We start from the raw sequence: 15365 nt of genomic DNA, 5'->3' as shown, positions 1-15365 counted from the left end.
ATTATCTGTTTTTCCAGTCGTTATAAGCCATTTCAAATTTTATTTCATTCTTTCCGTGAACTCCGTTTTCTGTCCATCCGGATTTTCTGTAGAATATCTCTGCCCTTGTGTCCGGAGAAGTACTCAGCCAGATTTTCTCGTCCGTCTGATCAAAATACCAGTTCAGCATGGTGTTATGAAGTTTTCTTCCGATTCCTCTATTTTCAAATTCAGGATGAACAAAAAGTGCCCAGATGCTTTTCTCTTTCATATCTACAATTCCGAATCCCAAAATTCTGTCATTATGTTCACAAACCCATCCTTTTCCTCTGTTAAAAAGGAAATCCTCACAATCCTGATCTGTCACAAGATTGGGATCAGATAACGTGTTCTCTTTAACCGAATTTCTTACGATCTGGATCTGCGGAATATCTTTCCGTTCAGCTTCACGGATTTTCATGTAAATTTTAATTTAACTAAAAAGGCAAACCGCTGATCTGCTAATTTGCCTTTTGTAGTGTATTTATTGATTCAATTATTTCTTATCAACAACGATTCTTTCTGGTCTGTTGGCGATTTCCCAAGCGGTTGTGAAAACTAACTGAGTTCTTTTAGCCAGTAAGTTGTAGTCAATTTTCTCTACATCATCCGTTGGTTTGTGGTAATCTTCGTGGATGCCATCAAAGAAAAATGCTACCGGAACATTATTTTTAGCAAAATTATAGTGATCTGATCTGTAATACAGTCTTTCGGTATCATTCGGATCGTCATACTTATAATTTAACTCAAGATTGTTGGTCTTTTTATTCGCAGTTTCGTTAATAACTTTTAACTGAGAACTCAGCATTTCAGAACCAATAACGTAAACATATTGTTTTCCTCTGTTTTCCGGATCATCACGACCGATCATATCAATATTTAAATCTACAACCGTATTTGCCAGAGGAAAAACCGGATTATCCGTATAAAATTCAGAACCAAATAAACCATGCTCCTCTCCCGTTACGTGAAGAAATAAAATGGATCTTTTCGGACCGTTTCCTGCTTTTTTAGCTGCCTGAAAAGCTTTTGCAATCTCCATTACCGCAACCGTTCCGCTTCCGTCGTCGTCTGCTCCGTTGTAAACTACTCCGTTTCTTGTTCCTACGTGATCATAATGACCGGAGATCACAACAATTTCTTCCGGCTTTTCAGATCCTTCGATAAAGGCTAAAATATTTTCGGAATCAGGAAGATTTCCACCGCCTCTTTTCTTCATAAAATCTGCCGGAACTTTTTGATAATATGATCCCAAACCTTTAGGATGAGAAATTCCCAAACCTTTGTAGTAGTTCACCATATATTGTCCCGCCTTTTTTTGTCCCGGACTTCCCGTATCTCTGCCCTCCATTTCATCGGAAGCAATAACGTATAAGTTTTTCTTTAAATCTTCTGCCTTAATTTCCTTATAGGCAGACAGAAAAGCTTTATCACCTTTTGCGACAGCCGAAGATTGGGTTCCTCCTGCATCGGCTGCGTTTTTTGCTGTTCCGCAGCTTACCACTACAGCAAGTGAAAATAGTGGAATGAATAATTTTCTCATTATGGAATAATTTGCCTAAAAATAACAAAAAATATTTAATCTTTTACGGATTGCTATTTTTCTTATATTTGAAATAAATGCAAAAAGCATGGAGAATATCTACGGATTCAATCATTATTCTTTTTTTACCGAAATGTCTGAACTGGCAGTTAGAAACAACAGCTTTGATCTGTCTTTGGGACTGCCGGATTTTGATATTGACCATCGCTTACGGGAATATCTGAAAGAAGCTGCAGATCTTAACAGCCATAATTATGAACCACTTGCAGGAAATCCGCTTCTGATAGAAAATGTAATCCGTTTTAATTCTAACAGAAAAAACAGCATCCGATTACAGCAAAATGAAGTTACGATTGTTCCCTGTGCAACTTTTGCTTTATATACCTCCCTTAAATCTATTCTTAATCAGGGAGATGAGGTTATTGTTATACAGCCTTCTTATTATACCTATGGTCCATCCATTTTCCTGAATGGAGGCATTCCTGTCTATTATGATCTTGATAATGATTTTTCGGTAAATTGGGAAAAACTGCAAAACTGCATTTCTGAAAAAACAAAAGCTATTATTGTAAATTCGCCACAAAATCCAACCGGAAAAATATGGTCTGAACAAGATTGGAATCAATTATACAGCATTATCAAACATCAGGAAATTTATCTGATTTCCGAAGAAATTTATGATACCTATTGTTTTGACGGAAAGGAACATTACAGTTCGTTTCTTCATCCTGAGCTCAAAAAAAGAACTTTCTGCATTTTTTCTTTTGGGAAAATGTTTCATTCCACAGGATGGAAAGTGGGATATCTTTTGACACCTGAAGAATTAACTGCAAAATTCCGCTGTCATCAGCAATACATTTCTTACAGCGCAAATGCGCCGTGTCAGTACGCAATAGCCAAATATCTAGAAGTTTTTGATGCTTCACAGAATCAAAATCTAATGCAAAAAAAGCGTGATCTTTTTAATGATCTGATTAAAGAAACGCCTTTCATTGTGGAACAAAAAGCAGAAGGTGCCGTTTTTCAAATCGTGAATTTCAGAACTGTTTCAAAAACAATGACAGATGTAGAGTTCTCAAAATGGCTGACTATCGAAAAGAAAGTCGCATGTCTGCCTTTATCGGCTTTTTACAATTCCAGACAGAATTCAGATTATATCCGGTTTAGTTTTGCTAAAAATGATGATCTGATTATTAATGCGCTTGAGTATTTGAAAAAGAATCTCTAAAATCATTTGTAAGCTTAAAATTCTTTACCAATCAGTTAGATTTTTCTTTTGTCGAAATGACAGTAGGAAATATTTTATTTTGTTGATTGAGCAGATTTCTTAGCAGGAAAATTTAAATGATATTTAAAACAAAAGCACCGCATTACGCAGTGCTTTTCAGTATTCAAAATTGATTTTTTAAAGAGACAATACTCTCACATCAATTCTTCTGTTTTTTGCCATACATTCGTCGGTATCGTTCGCTGCGCAAACAGGATGCTGAGAACCGTATCCTTCCGCTTCCACTCTGTCTCCGGAAATACCCAGTTCCAGCAGTTTCAGTTTTGCGGTCTGAGCTCTCAGATTGGAAAGTTTCTGATTACTCTCTTCATTTCCTGAATTATCGGTATAGCCTCCCAATTTAATTTTTAAAGACGGATAGGCATTCATGATTTCAACTAAATTTAATAACTGAACTTCCGAACCCGTTTTTAAATCACTGGAACCTGTCTCAAAATAGAGATTTTCTACCGTAAACCATTTATTCGGATCCAAAACTCCCTGATCTTTATTTTTAACCGAATTGTACATTTGATATAACTGGCTTCCTTCCCCGATTTTTATCTTTTTTCCTCCATTCAGCTGAATTTCCTGTATATTTCCTGTATCATAAACAAAGTCTCCGCTTTCATTAACATAGCCTTTTATTTCCTGTGGAACAACGGCTGTTGATCCTGTCTGATTGGTTAATGAAATTGCTGAAACGCCTGTTAAAGCTTCAATTTTCGCTTTTCTGCTGGCATCTATTTTATCTTTATGTAAAACAGCTAATGTCGGAGCAATCACCAAGGAAACAATCGACATCAGTTTAATCAGGATATTCATTGAAGGTCCCGAAGTATCTTTGAACGGATCTCCTACCGTATCTCCCGTTACGGAAGCTTTATGTGGTTCAGAACCTTTATAGTAAGTCTGTCCGTTAATATCCACTCCTTTTTCAAAAGATTTCTTTGCATTGTCCCAAGCTCCGCCTGCATTATTCTGGAACATTCCCATTAAAACTCCGCTTACCGTTGCTCCGGCAAGAAAACCTCCCAAAACCTCCGGTCCGAAAATAAACCCGATCAGCAAAGGTGAAACAATAGCAATCGCTCCGGGAAGCATCATCTTTCTGATGGATGCATCAGTTGAAATGGCTACACATTTTTCATATTCCGGCTGTGCTTTTCCTTCTAAAATTCCCGGAATCTCGCGAAACTGCCTTCTAACTTCTTCTACCATTGCCATTGCAGCCTGTCCAACCGCAGTGATTGCCAATGATGAAAAGATAAAAGGTATCATTCCGCCGACAAATAATCCGGCAAGAACATCGGCTCTGTATATATCAATTCCGTCAATTCCTGCAATCCCAACAAAAGCCGCGAATAAAGCTAAAGCCGTTAAAGCAGCAGAAGCGATTGCAAAACCTTTTCCTGTGGCTGCCGTTGTATTGCCTACTGCATCAAGGATATCCGTTCTCTCACGAACTTCTTTGGGAAGCTCACTCATTTCGGCAATTCCTCCTGCGTTATCTGCAATCGGTCCGAAAGCGTCAATAGCCAGCTGCATGGCCGTTGTTGCCATCATCCCAGCTGCTGCGATGGCTACACCATATAATCCTGCGCAAAGATATGATCCGTAAATTCCGCCTGCCAAAACAATAATAGGAAGCAACGTAGATTCCATTCCCACAGAAAGGCCTCCGATAATATTGGTGGCATGACCTGTTGAAGATTGTCTAACGATGCTCGAAACCGGTCTCTTTCCCATTGCCGTGTAATATTCTGTAATGATACTCATTAAAGTACCTACAACCAATCCTACCATAATTGCCCCAAAAACACCCATTTTAGAGAATTCATGTCCTCGGAGAACCATTTTGTCGGGCAAGATATAATTTACCAAAAAATAAGCAGCTACCGCCGTAATCACAATACTTCCCCAGTTTCCCAGATTTAAAGCATTCTGCACACTTGAGGTGGAAGATCCTTCGTTATCATTAATTCGGACAAACAGGGTTCCTATTATTGAAAAAATAATTCCTGTTCCTGCTATAAGCATTGGAAGAAGTATCGGGGCAAAGCCACCGAAAGAATCCTGAGAAATGGTTTCTCTTCCCAAAACCATAGTTGCCAGTACCGTTGCTACATAAGAACCAAACAAGTCAGCTCCCATTCCTGCAACGTCACCTACGTTATCTCCTACATTATCTGCAATGGTTGCGGGATTTCGGGGATCGTCCTCCGGAATTCCGGCTTCAACTTTTCCTACTAAATCGGCTCCCACATCTGCTGCTTTTGTGTAGATTCCTCCTCCTACTCTTGCAAAAAGGGCTATAGATTCAGCTCCCAGAGAAAATCCTGTAAGAATTTCAATCGTTCTTTCCATTTCATGAGAATCCACAGTTGCATGAGGTGCAAAAATCTGTTTAATAATTAAAAACAATGCTCCCAATCCTAAAACCGCTAATCCAGCGACTCCCATTCCCATTACGGAACCTCCAGTAAAAGAAACTTTTAAAGCCTTTGAAAGAGATGTTTTCGCAGCCTGTGCAGTTCTTACATTGGATTTTGTGGCGATTTTCATTCCGATAAAACCTGCCGATGCGGAAAATATAGCTCCCACTACAAAGGCAATCCCGATACTCCAGTGGGAGTTGGCATTACTCATCCCCATCACCGCTAAAAGAATCGCTACCACAACTACGAAATAGGTTAAAATCCTGTACTCGGCTTTTAGAAAAGCCATCGCACCGTCAGCAATATGTCCGCTGATAATTTTCATTTTTTCATTTCCGGCATCCTGCTTACTTACCCAGTTACTTTGGATGAAAGTATACAGTAAGGCAATGACACCAAAAATTGGTACTAACACAAATAGATCCATAGTTTAATATTTTTTTGGTAATAGATTATTAAATATAACGAATAATTTCTATGGATTATGTTAAAATATATATAACTATTTCAAAATTAGCAGTTAAACGATTAAACAAATTGAATTTATTATGTTTAAATTTTGAATAAGCTGTTATGTAAATTGAGTTATTAATTTTTTAATGCAATCTGCGGAAAATTAAAGGCATTTCATTCAGTCAATGATGACAAATATATTTGATAGATAAAATTAAAAGGACTTTTGAGGGATTTTTATCATGCATAAATGTTACAGATGAAAACCTCATAGGTTTGGTTTGTATGATATTAAAAGTAATAATGATTAGCCCTGATTGAAACGACATCCTTTTTTGTTGCGGGCGGAGCGAAGCGGAGCCCGTAACAAAAAAGATACAGTGAAAAGCAGGAAACAGCTCCTAAAAAATTAAAAACTGATAATATTTTCTGTTTTTTATTGTTGTCGAAGGGTGTGATTTCTGAACTTTCAATAAAAATAGAAAACGATAAAGGAAAAGGATAAACAAAACCGTCTATCCTTTACTTTTACCTGAAATATGAGAACTTTATCCTCCGTATTTGTTTGAATAATCGTCCTGAGAAGCTTTGATTACCTTTTTGGCATGTTCTGCCCCGTAAACTTCCTGAATTCTGCATTTTGCAGGCTCATCCGGTAAGTTCTTGTAAGTAAGGAAGTAGTGCATTAATCGTTTCACTTCTGCTTCCGGTAATTCTGAAATATCTCTGAAATGTCCAAATGCGTGATCGCCGATCATTACGGCAACAATTTTATCATCTGCTTCTCCTCCGTCGATCATTTTGAAACCTCCGATTGGAATAGCTTCCATTAACAAACCTCCTGCGTGAATGTTATGAGAGCTTAAAACACAGATATCAAGTGGATCGTGATCTCCCATCGTAACGTCTGTAGCACCTCTTTCAACCGCTAAGTTCATTACTGCAGTGTCACAATATGTTCTTGGAACAAAACCATATAATGCCGGGATAATATTTGAGAATTTCTGAGGCCGGTCTACCTTTAAAAATCCTGTTTCTTTATCTACTTCGTATTTAATAGTGTCTGAAGGAACGATCTCCACGAAAACATTGACAACATTTGGCGCATCTTCTCCTGCAGAAATTCCGTGCCATGGATGTGCTTTAAAATTTGGAATCATTATTTAAAATTTATTTTTTTAGTTAAGCTATTATTAAAATTTCTTTTCTTAAATCTTCAATGGTCATAGAAATATAATCTTCTCCTTCCATATAATTCATCAGAAAAATGGTTTTGAACTCATCAAGGCTTGCATTACCGTTGATTCCTTCGTAAGTTCTGTGAAGAAGTTCTATAACTGCGTTTTTTGACTCGACAATATTTTTCCACGAATTTTTAGTGATGTATAATTGCTGGGAAGCGTTGTAATCGAATTCTTCATTGATCGCCTTTTCGGTAAGAAAAATAAATTCATGGACTGCAAGACCTTTATCAAACCTCTGGATAAGATTGGACGGTTTTAATCTTTCCATAAATAGCGTCATTCTTTCGTAAGACTGGGTTTTATTTTCGGAATTCGACTTTACAGAAAGTAATCTGATTTCCTGCTCTTTAAGTTTAATATAAGTAAATACAAACTGTCTCAGCAAAACCAGAAAAGGTATTGCAATAATCAATGCGAAAGCATAGGGTAAATATCCTGAAAAACTTGTCATAATTTGAGGTAGCAAAATTAGTAATTATTTGGCTATTTTTCTATAGTATCAGCTAATATTTGTTTTTTCGAATTTTGATACGCAATTAACGACAATATTATAATTAAATAAAACCCAACCATCATTCTGTTTACTAATGTTGGGAACATAATAAAACGCAATGAAACAGTAAGATAAACAGCAACATACAAACCTAAAAAAATTAAACTTTTTCTGTTTTTACTAATGATTAATCTATAATCTAAAATAATAATGATAAAAATTAGCAGTAACGGGAAGTAAGATGTATTCCATTCAAACAGTATTTTTCCTTTCACACAGTTTAAATATTCACGAAAATTAAATACATCGGGATTTGAAATCGGATAAAGCTGAACTTTTGTAAACTGGTTCATAAACAAAACAGACCACGGGATCTGGTTAAAATATTGTATGATTGCGAAAGTTAATGTAAAATAGCCAACTGAAAATAAAATTTCTTTTGATTGAAATTTAAAATCCTTTCTGAAAAAGTATACTAGTAAAGATAGAAATGTATAAAAAATAAAATATTCAGGCCTTGTAAGAATACATAAAATTCCAAATATTGAAGAAACAAAAAGGTTTCTTTTCATTAATGCAAAATAAAAACTAAGTAATAAAAGTAATGTAGAAAAGCCATCCGGAGTAGCATGTCTTGAGGTATCTAACAGAGGTTTGAATAATGAGATCAAAATGGTTAAAATAAAAGCCAGATAATTATTTCTAAGTATTTTTATTAAAAAAATAAAAATCAGGATTACGATTAAGACATAGGAAATAATAGTAATAAGAAAAGTAGATGTTGAAGCAGAAAATCCAAACTTAAAAAAGACTGAGTTTATTAAATTGTAAAACGGTTTTACTGTAAATAACTGAAGTTCTTCCTCATACATTTTAGGATTTTCAGATAAATTCTTATAATAACTGTTATCTCCGATCGCTTCCTCTTTCCTTTCCACATTTACCTTACCTACATCCGGATCTTTTTCTTTAAGTTCACTATAAACTTTTTTATGGATCTCTTCAATTTTCATATCCGGGAAATTAGCTTTATATACTAATCCCATGTAAGCTTCAATATCTGAATTGTAATATTGATGCGTATAGAGATAATATGTCATTAAACATAAATAAAGTGATAGTAGAAATTTAATGATTTTATTATTTTTAATTAACATTTTTAATTAACATTTTTAATATTGTTTGGTAATTTAATTTTTATAGATTTACAAAGCTATAACAAAATAAAAAATAATCTTTTAATCATGAAAAAAACAATTATCTTAATTGCCCTTGCAATTAATGCAATCTCTACAGCTCAATCTTGGAACTTAAATGGCAACTCTGGAACTGCACCCGCAACAAACTACATTGGAACTTCTGATAATCAGGATTTAGTATTAAAAACTAACAATATTGAAAGATTAAGAATTAATTCTACTGGTCAAATTGGTATTGGTACTGCTCCAAATTCTAATTTAGCAATTAATTTGCGTGGTAGTACAGAATATATCTCAGAATCTACTGGAGATGCTTTTCATTTTTTCAGTGAAGCTCAAAATATAGTAAAAGACGGTGATATTATGTGGCTATCACATAAGTATTTTCAAAATAATGATGTTGGACTTTTAACCCTTTCGTCTCCTTCAAGTCCTACCGATTGGTCTAAACCTAAATTTTCTGTAAGAGCAAATGGAAGAGTTTTGATTGGGGTTGATTGGAATAATATGGCACTTGCTTCCTGTACAGATTGCAATGATTACAAGTTATTTGTAAAAGGTGGAATTAGAACCGAAAAAGTAAAAGTGGATGTAGCCTCATCAAATGGTTGGGCAGATTATGTTTTTGAGAAAGAATATAAACTAATGCCATTAACAGAGCTTGAAAAATTTATTTCAGAAAACAAACATCTACCTGAAGTACCAACAACAAATGAAGCTATAGAAAAAGGTATTGAATTAAAAGAAATGAATATTCTTCTACTAAAGAAGGTTGAAGAACTTACACTTCATGTAATTGATCTAAATAAAAAAATTGAGGAAATTCAAAATTCAAAAAAATGAGAAGAACAAGCTTCGCTTTGGGATTTTTATTTTTAAATATACTATGCTTTTCTCAACAGAGTAAATCTTTGTATTATATTGAATTTAAAAATTCTTCTAATAAACCGCAGACTGTCAAGCAAAATGACAAGTCTAAAACATTATCATTCAATAATCAGAATATTGAAGTTATAAAGTACGAAGAAGCATTCTGGAATTTTTCTTCTCAAAAGCTGAAAAATACTTCATTGATTGAATTTAGAAATGAAAAAGAGTATAATGATTTTGCATTTTCAAACAAAAGCGATATTGTAAAATCTGAAAAAATAGATACTCGTGATGAAGATATTTTGTTACAAAATGTCAACAACAATTCTTTTCTTTTAAATAATATCAAGCCAGCTTCGGTACCTTATCTATTTACTTATACGCCAAATGATTATTATCTATTTCCTCAAGATATAGCACATACACATCTGGATTTAATAAATGCTAGAGAAGCATGGGATTATTCTAAAGGTGACGGAGTGACTGTAGGAATTTCAGATACCAGTTTTCGTTTGACTCATGCAGAGTTTGAAAATAAAATATCAACTTTGCCTGGACAAACTGTTTCTTCTACTGATTTACATGGAAATGTAGTTGCTGGATTGGCAGGATCTAAAACAGATAATAATTTCGGCAGTTCATCAATTGGCTTTAATAATAAACTATTAGTAACAGATCACTATAGTTGGGGTAGTTGGGGTTATCTGAAGCAAATGTCTGATAATGGTGCAAGAATAATAAATATGAGCTGGCTGTCAACCTGTAGTTTTACACAAACAGAACAGGATGCTGTGAATGAAATATATAATAATGGAACAGTTTTGGTCGCAGCAGCTGGAAATTCATCTTGTGGAAATACTTACGCACAGGTATTTCCTGCATCATATCAAAACGTAATTGCAGTAAGTGGAGTTGGTCATTATAATGATATTGGAGCTTCTGTAACTACAAATGTTAAGGATGTTCATTATAGTAATTATCCAATTTTGGAAAATAAATTACAGAATAATGAAGATGTGGATATTGTAGCTCCAGCTTATGATATAGAAGGGTTGCCATATAGTGGTTGTGATACTTGCCTTGGAAGAGTTTGGATAGGAACTTCTTTAGCCTCTCCAATTATTTCTGGGACACTTTCATTATTATTTTCTTCTAATAATTGTCTATCACCGATTGAAGCAGAAACTATTCTAAAACTTACTGCAGCCAATATAGATCAGATTCCTCAAAATCAAATATTTACAGGACTTTTAGGAGCCGGGAGAGTTGATGCCGGAAAAGCTAATAAAATGGCTTGGCAAATGAATTCGTCAAATGGTGGAGAAGTTTTGATTGAAAATAAAAAATTTAACAGATGGAACTTTGAACTTACAAATTCTCCCGAATCTATAAGAATTCAAAATGAAAGTTTTACACAAAATGCCAATGTTAAATTTAAAGCCAAGAAAAGCATTATTTTAGATACAAATACAGTTCTAGAGCCAGGAAATGGAAAAAGTCATTATTTTTACATAGAAAATCAAAATACTTGTTTTAATTTTAATCCTAACCAAAATAAATCTTTGGATACCGGAAAAATAGCTAAAAACAGCTCTTCAAAAATAGTTGAAATTAAGAATGAAGATATTACGCTCTATCCAATTCCCGCTATAGACAATCTATTTATTAAAACAACTAAAGAATTAAAAAATAGTACAATTAAAATATTTGATGTAAGTAACAGATTAGTGCTTGAAAACAAAATCTCTATCATAAACACTGCATCAGTAGATATTTCAAACTTATTAAAAGGTACTTATTTTATTGAGATTACTAATGAGAATTCTAAGTTAAAATATTTCAAAAAATTCGTTAAGGAATAAAAATATAATTTTATAAACAGAAAGATCGCTTCTTGAATTTGAAGCGATTTTTTTACTGCCTGAAAAAACTCTTTATAACTTGCTTTTTTGAGTTAAAGATAACAGGATAGCTCTTCAATTCCGGACGAAAACCTCTGAAAAACTCTTCAATAGCGGGAATATCACTTCCTTCAAAATCAAAGATTTTAGTCTGTATATTCTCACGAATTACATCGTCTATAATAAATGAAGAACCTGATAATTTAACATGATCTTTATCATTAAAAGTACCCAGCAAAGCAATCGTTTTATCGTCACTATAGACGGCTATAAGATTGATAATCGCAGTACCATAAAAAAAAGCTTTTAACTTTAAATAACCTGCTTTTTCAAGGTCTGTAAAAATCTGCAGAAAGCTATTTTTATCCTTTTCATCTTTCGCACCAATCAGATTTTTTGAAATAAATTCCCAAGCATTAAATATAGAAACCTCTCTTACTTCAGATTTTTGTAAAATATCATCATCAAGCCTTAATTTTCTCTTTCTCTTAGGAGAATATTTCTGTCTTACAATTTCATAATTATCCGGATAAATAAGGAAATTTTTTCTCCTTTTTAATAATTTACTAAAGGTATTTTTATCATTAAAACCATAATACCAGATATTATATTTTTTTTCTAAAAAACTTAAAAAAAGATCGTTAATTTTAACATCATCGATATTCGAAAAAATACCTAATTGCTGACAAAGTTTAGGATTAATTACAATTTTAAATCCTATTTTTTTTACAAAAGGAACAGGCATTACTGCTTCATAGTCATTATAAACAAGCAATTCCCACTGCTTTCCAGAAGTAATATCCAAAAAATCCTTGCTAGCGGAATATTTCCATTGTGCAGAATTCTCAAGACACTTAGAATATTTCTCAAAATCTATTTCATTATATTTCAATCTTTTAATCATAATAATCCTTCGTCTGAAAAACTGAAATACGAATTCTGGGTAATAATCAAATGATCCAGGAGCTGAATATTCAATGTTTTTCCCGCTTCTGTTATTTTTTTGGTAATATCAATATCTTCCCTGCTTGGCTTTAAGTTTCCCGAAGGATGATTGTGCGCAATGATAATCCCTGTTGAAAAATGGTCTAATGCCGTTTTAAACAACACGCGTATATCCACAATCGATTGATTAATTCCTCCTTGCGTAAGCTGGGCAAGATGAATGACTCTGTTGCTCTGATTCAGAAAAATTGCCCAAAATGCCTCTGTCCGAAGATCCGACAAATGATTTCTGAAAATCTGATATGCTCCATCACTTCCTGAAATCACAGGTTTTTCAGGAATTTCCTGACTCGCTCTTCTTCTCCCGATTTCCAAAGCAGTGATAATAGATATAGCTTTTACCTCTCCCACTCCTTTAAATTTCATTAGATCTTTTAAAGACAGAAGACTTAACTGATGCCAGTTGTTATTAACAGAGGCTAAAATTTTTCTCGCCAGTTCTATCGCTGTTTCGTCCCTGCTTCCGCTTCCCATGATGATGGCAAGCAGTTCAGAATCAGAAAGCGAACTTTTACCTTTCCGTAAAAATTTTTCTCTTGGTCTGTCGTCTTCAGCAAGGAGTTTAATGCGCATTTTTTTAGTTTAAAATAAAATTAGTAAAAAGCATATAAAATAATCGTTTCCTTTGAACCGTCAATAAACTTAGAAGTTTCGTTGAATGCATTTTTAGAAAGCATAGGACATCCAAAACTTAAACAGGCAGAATTTACAGATTCTTTGTCGGGAATACAGTAATAAGAGTGCAACACAATGGCTCTCGCTCTAGCATTGCTGTTCGTTTTATCCAGACCATCCAGTCGATAGGCTTTTCCGAATTTTCCGGAATAACTTTCCTTTATTTCGTATTTTCCCAACGACGACTGGTGCGAACCATCTGCATTACTGAACTTCAAAGCAGAGGAATTTTTAACAACAGATCCGTCGCCGTGAGCAACAATTGCTTTCTGCAGGATTTTATTGTTCTTCAGATCGTAAACGAAATAACGGTACTTTCCTGAATGAATTTTAAAATTGATAAAAACAGCAAGGTTCTGATTATAATTTTTTCCTTTAATAAAATTCTTTAGTTCTAAAATTCTGGATTTTGGCAATATTTCGGTATTACTTGAAGCCTGAGAATCAAATTTGGTACATGAAATAAGGAAAAGAAATAAAAAAATAAAGGGTTTCATCATTTGCGGAAGTTTTATTCGATAATCATTCCGTCTTTCATTACCAGTTTCCGGTCAGTAATTTCTGCCAGATTCGGATTATGGGTTACAATCACAAAAGTCTGGTTATATTTATCTCTCAGATCAAAAAACAACCTGTGAAGATCATCTGCATTTTTCGAATCTAAATTTCCCGTTGGTTCATCTGCAAAAATGATTTTCGGCGAGTTGATTAAAGCTCTTGCCACCGCTACTCTTTGCGCTTCACCACCTGAAAGCTGATTGGGCTTATGATGCAATCGCTGTTCAATCTTTAAGTCTTCAAACAGAGCATATGCTTTTTCAATTGCTTCTTTTTCACTGGCTCCTGCTATTTTTGTCGGTAATAAAACGTTTTCTAAAGCTGTAAACTCCGGCAATAATTGATGGAACTGAAATACAAAGCCAATATTCTGGTTTCTGAATTTAGAAAGCTGCTTATCATTCATATTGATGAAAGATTCTCCGGCAATTTCAATTTCCGTATCAAACTTATTGGAAGTCGTTGGCTGATCCAGTGTTCCCAGAATCTGCAAAAGTGTAGATTTTCCGGCTCCGGATTCTCCCACAATTGAAACCACCTCTCCTGTTTTGATGTGAATATCAACTCCTTTCAGTACTTCTAAATTCCCATAAAATTTATGGATATTCCTTGCTTTAATCATGATTCAAAAATAGTGAATTGATTTAAATCTGAAAAGCAATAAAAATATAATTTACAACGACTATCCATTTTCCAGTCGATATTTTTTCTCAATTTTATTGGCAAGCCAGCTCACATAAAATAGCTGAAAACTGTGATAGATCATTACCGGAAGCAAAAACAGCACTTTCTGATCTTCAGGAATCCCTAAAACCATTACAAAAAGGCTTCCGTGAACAAGAGATTTCTTTGATCCGCAGAAGGTAGCTGTGATGGTATCTTCTCTTTTAAAATGAAGCCTTCCAGAAATTAATTTTAAAATTCCGTATACCGAGAAAAATAAAGTGATAACACTGACAGCAATAATCAGGAATACAGAAGATGGAACTGAGGCAAATACATTTTGTGAAAACGCTTCCGAGAAACTTTCGTAGACGATGAGTAAAATGATCATTTTATCAAATTCCGCAATAATTTTTGCATACTTTGTCACCAAGTTTTTCAATAACGGGTTTAAAATCAGTCCTAAAATGATCGGCAGTAAAACTTTAAGCAACAATTGTTGGATAATTTCTGAGTTATTAATATTTTCCTGATCGGGTTGTATAAAAAAGCTCATCAGTAAAGGAGTCATGACAATTCCGATGATTCCTGAAATGGAGGCGTTGAAAATAGCCGAAGTTACATTTCCTTTTGCAATAGAAACCATTACAACCGAAGAAGAGACTGTTGAAGGCAGACTTGCCAGGAAAAATATGGAAAGCCACGTCACAAAAAATTCGGTATCTTTTACAAAGCCATAAAACAAAAATGCAAGCAGCGGAAAAATAATAAATGTTCCCGCCTGAACCAAAAGATGAAGTTTCCAGTTGGAAATATCTTTGATAATTTCTTTGATATTCAGCTTTAATCCATACAGAAGAAAGATTGCAGCAATTCCCCAATCGATAAACGCAGATAAATTAAAATACTGATTGTATTCACTTTTGAATGGAATCAGCTTGCCTGCTGCAACCATTACAATCAGCAATAAAAGAAAAATATTTTGTTTGTCTAATTTTAGTGTAATTAACTTCATTTTTAAAAACCAGCAAGGATCAT

General features: G+C 34.1%; 14 protein-coding genes. 3 read left to right on the top strand and 11 right to left on the bottom strand.

Translation table 11 applies throughout. From position 1 onward, the window contains the following. Position 1: 1 nt before the first annotated feature. Complete coding sequence (locus KKI44_RS02320; RefSeq protein ID WP_214589670.1) at positions 2–439, bottom strand: GNAT family N-acetyltransferase; 438 nt, start codon at positions 437–439, stop codon at positions 2–4. Between the two features lie 75 nt (positions 440–514). After that, positions 515–1561: a M28 family metallopeptidase gene (locus tag KKI44_RS02315; RefSeq protein WP_214589669.1), complete on the bottom strand. Its 1047-nt coding sequence runs from the start codon at positions 1559–1561 to the stop codon at positions 515–517. A gap of 88 nt (positions 1562–1649) precedes the next feature. Here KKI44_RS02315 and KKI44_RS02310 point away from each other — a divergent pair, with 88 nt between their 5' ends. Next, positions 1650–2789: an aminotransferase class I/II-fold pyridoxal phosphate-dependent enzyme gene (locus tag KKI44_RS02310; RefSeq protein ID WP_214589668.1), complete on the top strand. Its 1140-nt coding sequence runs from the start codon at positions 1650–1652 to the stop codon at positions 2787–2789. 177 nt (positions 2790–2966) lie between these two features. On the opposite strand, the gene KKI44_RS02305 is transcribed toward KKI44_RS02310, so the two are convergent. The 4 genes from KKI44_RS02305 to KKI44_RS02290 form a co-directional block, all read right to left on the bottom strand. After that, positions 2967–5693: a sodium-translocating pyrophosphatase gene (locus KKI44_RS02305; protein WP_214589667.1), complete on the bottom strand. Its 2727-nt coding sequence runs from the start codon at positions 5691–5693 to the stop codon at positions 2967–2969. 574 nt (positions 5694–6267) lie between these two features. Further along, positions 6268–6879 carry an inorganic pyrophosphatase gene (locus KKI44_RS02300; protein WP_214589666.1) on the bottom strand — a complete coding sequence of 204 codons (612 nt, stop codon included), beginning with the start codon at positions 6877–6879 and terminating at the stop codon, positions 6268–6270. 22 nt (positions 6880–6901) lie between these two features. Next, positions 6902–7414, bottom strand: coding sequence for a hypothetical protein (locus tag KKI44_RS02295; RefSeq protein ID WP_214589665.1), 513 nt, complete (start codon positions 7412–7414; stop codon positions 6902–6904). Positions 7415–7446: 32 nt separating this feature from the next. Beyond that, positions 7447–8556, bottom strand: a complete 1110-nt coding sequence (locus KKI44_RS02290) for a hypothetical protein (RefSeq protein WP_214589664.1) — start codon at positions 8554–8556, stop codon at positions 7447–7449. Between the two features lie 144 nt (positions 8557–8700). On the opposite strand from KKI44_RS02290, the gene KKI44_RS02285 reads away from it, so the two are divergent. Together KKI44_RS02285 and KKI44_RS02280 are read left to right on the top strand one after the other, a co-directional pair. After that, complete coding sequence (locus tag KKI44_RS02285; protein WP_214589663.1) at positions 8701–9498, top strand: hypothetical protein; 798 nt, start codon at positions 8701–8703, stop codon at positions 9496–9498. Further along, positions 9495–11387 carry a S8 family peptidase gene (locus KKI44_RS02280; RefSeq protein ID WP_214589662.1) on the top strand — a complete coding sequence of 631 codons (1893 nt, stop codon included), beginning with the start codon at positions 9495–9497 and terminating at the stop codon, positions 11385–11387. Before KKI44_RS02285 ends, KKI44_RS02280 begins: the two co-directional genes overlap by 4 nt. 52 nt (positions 11388–11439) lie before the next feature. Here KKI44_RS02280 and KKI44_RS02275 read toward each other — a convergent pair whose 3' ends face one another. Genes KKI44_RS02275 through KKI44_RS02255 form a run of 5 tightly spaced genes read right to left on the bottom strand, consistent with a single transcriptional unit; the run spans position 11440 to position 15342 of the window. Continuing rightward, positions 11440–12318, bottom strand: a complete 879-nt coding sequence (locus KKI44_RS02275) for a hypothetical protein (RefSeq protein ID WP_250902143.1) — start codon at positions 12316–12318, stop codon at positions 11440–11442. An 8-nt stretch (positions 12319–12326) separates the two neighbouring features. After that, positions 12327–13004, bottom strand: coding sequence for a RadC family protein (gene radC, locus KKI44_RS02270; protein WP_214589660.1), 678 nt, complete (start codon positions 13002–13004; stop codon positions 12327–12329). A 20-nt stretch (positions 13005–13024) separates the two neighbouring features. Next, complete coding sequence (locus tag KKI44_RS02265) at positions 13025–13606, bottom strand: murein L,D-transpeptidase catalytic domain-containing protein (RefSeq protein ID WP_214589659.1); 582 nt, start codon at positions 13604–13606, stop codon at positions 13025–13027. An 11-nt stretch (positions 13607–13617) separates the two neighbouring features. Beyond that, a complete protein-coding gene (locus KKI44_RS02260) occupies positions 13618–14286 on the bottom strand; it encodes an ABC transporter ATP-binding protein (RefSeq protein WP_214589658.1) in 669 nt (222 codons plus the stop codon). A 60-nt stretch (positions 14287–14346) separates the two neighbouring features. Then, positions 14347–15342: a bile acid:sodium symporter gene (locus tag KKI44_RS02255; RefSeq protein WP_214589657.1), complete on the bottom strand. Its 996-nt coding sequence runs from the start codon at positions 15340–15342 to the stop codon at positions 14347–14349. Between the last annotated feature and the right edge of the window lie 23 nt (positions 15343–15365).

It is taken from the genome of Chryseobacterium sp. ZHDP1, from assembly GCF_018603435.1.
Lineage (GTDB): Bacteria > Bacteroidota > Bacteroidia > Flavobacteriales > Weeksellaceae > Chryseobacterium > Chryseobacterium indicum.
This window is presented reverse-complemented; position numbering and strand designations above follow the sequence as displayed.

What these genes read in the sequence shown, in the direction of transcription:
- radC (WP_214589660.1), bottom strand. Translation starts at nt 13,004, where the DNA reads ATGCGCATTAAACTCCTTGCTGAAGACGACAGACCAAGAGAAAAATTT.
- KKI44_RS02255 (WP_214589657.1), bottom strand. Translation starts at nt 15,342, where the DNA reads ATGAAGTTAATTACACTAAAATTAGACAAACAAAATATTTTTCTTTTA.
- KKI44_RS02320 (WP_214589670.1), bottom strand. Translation starts at nt 439, where the DNA reads ATGAAAATCCGTGAAGCTGAACGGAAAGATATTCCGCAGATCCAGATC.
- KKI44_RS02280 (WP_214589662.1), top strand. Translation starts at nt 9,495, where the DNA reads ATGAGAAGAACAAGCTTCGCTTTGGGATTTTTATTTTTAAATATACTA.
- KKI44_RS02260 (WP_214589658.1), bottom strand. Translation starts at nt 14,286, where the DNA reads ATGATTAAAGCAAGGAATATCCATAAATTTTATGGGAATTTAGAAGTA.
- KKI44_RS02310 (WP_214589668.1), top strand. Translation starts at nt 1,650, where the DNA reads ATGGAGAATATCTACGGATTCAATCATTATTCTTTTTTTACCGAAATG.
- KKI44_RS02300 (WP_214589666.1), bottom strand. Translation starts at nt 6,879, where the DNA reads ATGATTCCAAATTTTAAAGCACATCCATGGCACGGAATTTCTGCAGGA.
- KKI44_RS02315 (WP_214589669.1), bottom strand. Translation starts at nt 1,561, where the DNA reads ATGAGAAAATTATTCATTCCACTATTTTCACTTGCTGTAGTGGTAAGC.
- KKI44_RS02295 (WP_214589665.1), bottom strand. Translation starts at nt 7,414, where the DNA reads ATGACAAGTTTTTCAGGATATTTACCCTATGCTTTCGCATTGATTATT.
- KKI44_RS02285 (WP_214589663.1), top strand. Translation starts at nt 8,701, where the DNA reads ATGAAAAAAACAATTATCTTAATTGCCCTTGCAATTAATGCAATCTCT.
- KKI44_RS02305 (WP_214589667.1), bottom strand. Translation starts at nt 5,693, where the DNA reads ATGGATCTATTTGTGTTAGTACCAATTTTTGGTGTCATTGCCTTACTG.
- KKI44_RS02265 (WP_214589659.1), bottom strand. Translation starts at nt 13,606, where the DNA reads ATGATGAAACCCTTTATTTTTTTATTTCTTTTCCTTATTTCATGTACC.
- KKI44_RS02290 (WP_214589664.1), bottom strand. Translation starts at nt 8,556, where the DNA reads ATGACATATTATCTCTATACGCATCAATATTACAATTCAGATATTGAA.